Source organism: Blautia sp. AM28-27, assembly GCF_003480905.1.
Classification (GTDB): Bacteria; Bacillota; Clostridia; order Lachnospirales; family Lachnospiraceae; genus Fusicatenibacter; species Fusicatenibacter saccharivorans.
Genome location: NZ_QUJK01000035.1, coordinates 301 through 3,408, shown reverse-complemented (window position 1 = coordinate 3,408; position 3,108 = coordinate 301). Strand labels below are relative to the sequence as shown.

3 protein-coding genes are annotated in these 3,108 nt (G+C 50.8%); all 3 read right to left on the bottom strand.

Annotation, left to right across the window (positions count from 1 at the left end; genetic code table 11):
• Window positions 1-461, bottom strand: a 461-nt coding sequence (locus DW743_RS17760; protein ID WP_118760272.1) for a CHC2 zinc finger domain-containing protein, incomplete at its 3' end; no start/stop codon positions are given.
• A 65-nt stretch (window positions 462-526) separates the two neighbouring features.
• Window positions 527-2,107 (bottom strand): MobQ family relaxase, encoded by a 1,581-nt coding sequence (gene mobQ, locus DW743_RS17755; RefSeq protein WP_117762282.1) that lies wholly within the window; start codon window positions 2,105-2,107, stop codon window positions 527-529.
• 185 nt (window positions 2,108-2,292) lie between these two features.
• On the bottom strand, window positions 2,293-2,784 hold the full coding sequence (locus DW743_RS17750; protein ID WP_158568595.1) for a GNAT family N-acetyltransferase: 492 nt from the start codon (window positions 2,782-2,784) through the stop codon (window positions 2,293-2,295).
• Window positions 2,785-3,108 lie beyond the last annotated feature (324 nt).

The following is a 3,108-nucleotide window of genomic DNA, read 5'->3' as shown; positions in this document are numbered from 1 at the left end:
TGCTTCTGTAAGGCTTCTATAAACCGGGGATGAAAGGCTTCCTCCGGGGAGTGCGGGGCATATTCCTTTCTCCATGCCCGGAGCAGGTGGAGATAGTCGGTAAGAATACGGAAGCAGCGGCTCTTTGCTTCCTGAAACTGCTCCTCCGGGGATTTCTGCCGGGGCTTGGTTTTTTTTGCCTTTCCCGGCGGCTTCCAGTCCTCATAGGAAAGGCCAAAGTCATTTGCCAGTTGTACGGCGGCTTCTTTCTTTCCCAGCCCATACAGGGTGGCGGCAAAATCAATCACATCACCATCCGCACCGCAGCCGAAGCAGTGGTAACGCCGATCCAGCTTCATGCTTGGGGTTTTATCGTTATGGAACGGGCAGCAAGCCATCCCGTTCCGACCTACATGGATTCCATAATGCTCCGCAGCCTGTCTTGTTGTAATGGACTGCTTCACAGCTTCAAATACATTCAAATCTATCCCTCCTTGAAAATAAGAAAAGCACCTGACATTCTCTGATTGAAAATGGCAGGTGCCTGTTAAAGTTCCATATCCTGTTGTCTGTGTTTCGTCTGTGCCGGGGCGGTTCTTTGTGCTTTTTTCTCGTCAGCCTTATCCTGCAAGACTTCTTTGATGGGCTGCTTCTTGGGCGGCTCTTTGCTTTCCTCTGTGCCGGGTGTGGCTTTCCGTACCCAGTAGCGGATGTCCCGCAACTTCTTCAAATCCCCCTGTACCTCGGTCAGCGGTACTTTCAGTTCTGCGATTTCGCTGAGAAGCGTTTCCTGCTCCTCTTGCAGCTCCTTTTGGGTACTGTCCTTATCGTCCGGGTGCTTGGCAAGGTAGTCAGCGGCTTTCTCATACCGGGCAACCTCCGGGTGTTCCTGTTTGAATTTCTCCTTTGTTTTCTTGAAAAATATCTTCTGGTACTTCTCATAGACAGCCTTACATTCCTTGCAGTCTGTCCGGCTGGCAAGAATCCCGTCAATCGCTTTGCTGCGGGCTTCCTTTGGCTTCATCTGATTGCGGTAATCTGCGGCTGATTTCCCGGAAGATTCCAGAAACGCTTCTAAGTCCTCCACAGTGGAAAGCCCCTTTTGCCGGAGATAGGACAGGGCTTCGCTGACTGCCTTTAAGTCCTGTGAAGTCCCCCGGTTCTGTCCAGCCCTCGTCCAGTCCTTCCGTTCTTCCTTTCGTATCTCCATATATTTCATCAGCAGATTGGGAAGAAGTGTCGCTTCCTCCGCCGCTTTTTGTGCAAGCAACTCCTTCCGTTTTTCTCCCAGCTCGGCAATCCAGCCTTTGAGGTTGTGGATAAGCTGCCGGATGGACTTCATCAGGCGGTTGGCGGCTCTGATTTCCCGGTTCAGGTTTCCGATATTCGTCTGGATGCCACGCTTTTCCATCTGCCGGACAGCCGCTCCCTCATGGACAGTGGGGACTATATCAAACCCCTGTCTGGCATAGGAACGCAAGTCCACACGCTCCGGGCGGTCATTGGCTTCCAGATAGCGGTTCTGGATGACCTCCCATTCATGCCGCCAGATTTCACAATATTTCTGGTCGTTCCAGTCCACCGTATCCTCCTTGTGGCTTTTCCACCTGCCAGATGGCAGCTTTATCCGTTCCCCATTCTCGTCAAGGTCATAAACCTTGCGGCTCTTGGGAAGCCATTTCCCATGTTCGTCCATTGCCCTCATAGTGAGCAGGACATGGGCGTGGGGATTGTGTCCCGGCGGATGGGGGTCATGGATGGCAAAGTCAGCAATCATGCCTTTGGAAACAAACTGCTGTTCACAAAACTCCCGGACAAGGACAGCATACTGGTCGGGCGGTATCTCTCTGGGGATGGTAAGCACCCACCGCCTTGCAAGCTGGGAGTTCCATTGTTTTTCCACCGCTTCGGCGGCGTTCCACAAAGTATTGCGGTCTGCATATTCCTGTGGGGCATTTGCCGGGAGCAGGATTTCATTGTGGACGATACCACGCTTTTCCGGGTAGTGCTTCACTTGCTGGTCATATTCACAGAACAGCTTTTCGCCGCTCTGGTAAGCAGCGGCGGCAACCGCAGACTGCCGTTGGCTGCGCTGAACAATCGTGATTTCGTTATGTGGACAGGGCATTTCGTGTCCCTCCTTTCTGTGATTGGTGGATGAGGTGGCGTTTTAGCACCTCATTTTGGGCAGAAAAAAAGCAGGCAACCTTTTTCAGATTTCCTGCTTGGTGTGCCGCTGTGTGGGCGGCGGGTATTTAGTTGTAAAAGTTCAGGACAAGTTGACCCGATGTGTGGGTGGCAAACTGGAAGCTGTCAGAAAGACAATTCCATTTTAATTTCATCTAAAGGAGTACCATCCGTATTCCATGTAGTATTTTCTACCGACTCAGTTGCCTTAAAGCCTAACTTTTCGTAGTGCCGAATGGCGTCAGTAAGCGGACTGGCTGTCCAGAGAATGATTTTCTGGTACCCGGAATCCTTGGCTTTTTGCATAAAAGTGGCAATCAATGCCGAACCGATACCATAGCGTCGGTAATCCTTCTCAACAGCGAAAAGCCGTAGCTGCCCAATGGAAGGATCATCCGTTTGGCAAAGCATGACGCATCCGGCTAAAACACCATCGCAATCGGCAACAAACAATTCCTCTCGCTCATTCTTCTTGCCTTTTGCAAAATCTATTGCAATCTTCATGGCGTAATCGGTGAAGCTCGGTCCCCATAAGTATTCAGTTGAATAGAGGGATTTTTGAAGGTTCGCAACATATTGTTCTTCACCTTGCCTATATGGTCTGATTGTAAAATTCATTATAGTATCCTCCTGTAAATACCGATTTGTTGTCATCTTCATTATACTTCATTGGCTATCGAAAAGATAGCATATTTTATGAAACTTGTCGGCTGGGAACAGCTTACAGCGCAAGGTGTCCCCAGATGGCAAGTCCACAAAAGGGTAGCTGGCGGCAGCCAGCGCAGGGGAAGCGTAGCGTCCCCTGTTTGATTTGGAGCAGACCATGACTGCGGAAAATCACAGCCCTCCGGCGAGGAGCCTTCGGAGAACGCAATGCACCAACCTCTGGGTGGTGTATAATTGCGCCCTTAGTAAACTAAGGGGTTTCCGGCTTCTCCCGTT

Excerpts from the sequence above, each read along its gene's own strand:
- mobQ (WP_117762282.1), bottom strand. The coding sequence starts at position 2,107 with ATGCCCTGTCCACATAACGAAATCACGATTGTTCAGCGCAGCCAACGG.
- DW743_RS17750 (WP_158568595.1), bottom strand. The coding sequence starts at position 2,784 with ATGAATTTTACAATCAGACCATATAGGCAAGGTGAAGAACAATATGTT.